Source organism: Pacificibacter sp. (assembly GCF_039769035.1).
In the GTDB taxonomy this organism is placed as follows: domain Bacteria; phylum Pseudomonadota; class Alphaproteobacteria; order Rhodobacterales; family Rhodobacteraceae; genus Celeribacter.
Map to the genome: position 1 here is coordinate 1 of NZ_JBDMZG010000132.1, position 2,708 is coordinate 2,708.

Here is a 2,708-nt window from a genome sequence, read left to right on the forward strand (position 1 = left end):
GATATCTAGGTCAGGGTCATCAACGCGCTTGGCAAGGTCTTGCAGACCCTCGAAAACGATGGCGCGACCTTCGGTTTCAAAAAGAGCGGGTGTTGCTGCCGCGCGTTTGAAAATGGCACCATCGGGGGCGATATTGCCTTTGAGCGAGATTAACCCGCCTTGATCCGAGACAGGCTTCTCAAATTCTCGGATCACTCGGCGATCGACCCAATCCATTTCTGGTTCCAGTCGATCCCCCAGAACCTGACCGGTCACATCGACCGTATCAAGATGCAGCAGATGGCGAATTTCACGCAAGATTGCGCCCACTCCCCCGGCTGCAAAGAAGTCTTCCATATAACCGTCGCCTACTGGTTTCAGGTCCACCAGCACAGGCGTCTCATCTGAAATCTGGTTCAAACGCGCGTTTGGAATGCGAATACCCAAGCGCCCGGCCACCGCGGTCAAATGCACGATCGCATTCGTCGAGCCACTGACGGCCATCAAAACCCGAAAAGCGTTTTCGACCGATTTCTCCGTAATGATCTCGCTGGGCAGGCGCGGATTAGTTATCAGATCGACTGCTGTTTTACCGCTGAACTCAGCCGCGACCAGCCGATCCGAATGCACTGCTGGGATTGCCGCACTTCCAGGCAACGACATACCTAGCGTCTCTGCAATGCATGCCATTGTGCTGGCCGTACCCATGACCGCACAAGTGCCGGCAGTTGTCGCCAAACGCCCTTCAACAACGTCGATTTCTTCGCGCTCGACCTCGCCCGCGCGGTATTTGCCCCAAAACTGGCGGCAATCTGTGCAGGCACCCAGCCGCTCACCCCTGTGGCGACCTGTCATCATCGGGCCTGTAACCAGTTGCACAGTTGGGATGTTGGCCGATGCGGCACCCATCAATTGAGCGGGCACCGTTTTGTCACAGCCACCGATGAGCACAACAGCATCCATCGGCTGCGCGCGCACCATTTCCTCGGTGTCCATGGACATCAGGTTACGATAGACCATGCTGGTGGGGTTCAGGAAAACCTCACCAAGGGATGTTGTGGGAAAGGGTCTTGGCAATGCGCCCGCCGCCAGAACACCCCGCGAAACTGCTTCGACAAGCTCGGGCATTGTGCGATGGCAGTTGTTGAAACCTGATCCCGTTTCGGCGATGCCGACAATCGGCTTGCGCAGCATTTCCTTTGACAAGCCCATGGACCGCGCAAAGGATGAGCGCAGGTATTCGGCAAAATCCTTATCGCCGTAATTGGTCAATCCGCCGCGAATGCCGTGTTCTTCACTCATGCTTTGTGCTCCTTGAATGTGGTCGCGCGAAAATCCGTACCGAGCAAACGCTCAAACACTAGGATCATTCCACCTTTGTCCTTGTCGCCATGGCCTTCCAACAGGGCCTGCTGATAGGTTGCCGTTGCTGCGGCCAAAACTGGTGTGGGGAAGTTGTGGCGTGCAGAAATCTCTGAGCCGCTGATCAGGTCTTTGTAGGCAGCCTGCATGGGGTAACCCTTGCTGAAATCGCCTTGCAGGATATTTGGAACGAAAAATTCCGAGGCATAGCTCCGGCCGGTTCCGGAATTCACCACCTCTGCAACCTGCTCGGGATCAATCCCCAATTTAACCGACAGAGGCAGAATCTCTGCGAGGGCCGCCGCGTTGATATCAAACAACAGCTGATTGACCAGCTTGGTCAGCTGCCCTGCGCCCGCATCGCCCATGTGCAGAATCTTGGATGCCATAGTGGAGAGCGCTCCTTGAACTTCTGCCAGATCGCTTGCGTCACCACCAACCATCATAGTCAGCGAACCGTCCTCGGCTCGCTTTTGCATGCCGGAAACCGGCGCGTCGAGAAATCGTAGGCCAGCAGTCTGTAGGCGGTCCCTGATTTCCAACGTCGCGCCATATTCAATGGTGCTGGTGTCAACAACGACCGCGTTTGGTTTCAAGTGTTGCGCCAATCCTGTATTTGAATCGAACAGCGCACTATCGACGATCTTTGCAGCAGGAAGGCATGTAATCAGGACATCAACGTCAGAAAATTGGTCGAGCTTGTCTGCTCTTTTAGCACCGTATCGCTCAACTTTGGCAATGGCGCTTGCATTTTGGTCATAGACCAATACATCATGATCGTGAGCTAGGTTGATCGCCATTGGCGCTCCCATTTGTCCTAATCCAACAAAACCAAACCTCATCGATTACTCCTCTCTATTTATGACGTGTTTGTACGCTATCATCACTTTCGGTTTTACAAGGCATACCGAATGGCGACCCCCCCATTCGACTCTTGTGGGTTCACATTGAGAAGTTTTCATAGTTGGGAGTGGTCTCGAATTGACCGTGAGTTGTCTGGTAAAATCAAAAAAGATATAAATAAAAAATCTGTTCGTTGGCGTTTTAAAATGAATCCACTTAAGACGCACAGGACGGGTTTGCATCCCCGTCCAATGACGAAACACTCCCCATTTGCCACATGAAAAACCCAGCCCGGGGTTCCTCGATCATCCCGCCTAGGCCCGAGGACTGGGAACCAATAGCCAGTCCACTATCGGATCATATATCACGCACCCACGTCTTGCTTATAGCGTTGCCGCAACACAGTTGGGCTTGGTTGGTTTTGCTAGGGCCGCGGTCCTTGGACCAACGGCAGGGGGTTACTGTACGTAATCGCTACAGTTGATCTGTAGGGCTAAGGACCTCTCACCACTATTGTAAGGCCC

At 53.7% G+C, this 2,708-nt stretch carries 2 protein-coding genes; both read right to left on the reverse strand.

What is annotated here, in order from left to right:
- On the reverse strand, nt 1-1,281 hold a 1,281-nt coding region (locus ABF287_RS11500), incomplete at its 3' end, for a dihydroxy-acid dehydratase (RefSeq protein WP_347185150.1).
- Nucleotides 1,278-2,183, reverse strand: a complete 906-nt coding sequence (locus ABF287_RS11505) for an NAD(P)-dependent oxidoreductase (RefSeq protein ID WP_044050796.1) — start codon at nt 2,181-2,183, stop codon at nt 1,278-1,280. The genes ABF287_RS11505 and ABF287_RS11500, both read right to left, overlap by 4 nt.
- Between the last annotated feature and the right edge of the window lie 525 nt (nt 2,184-2,708).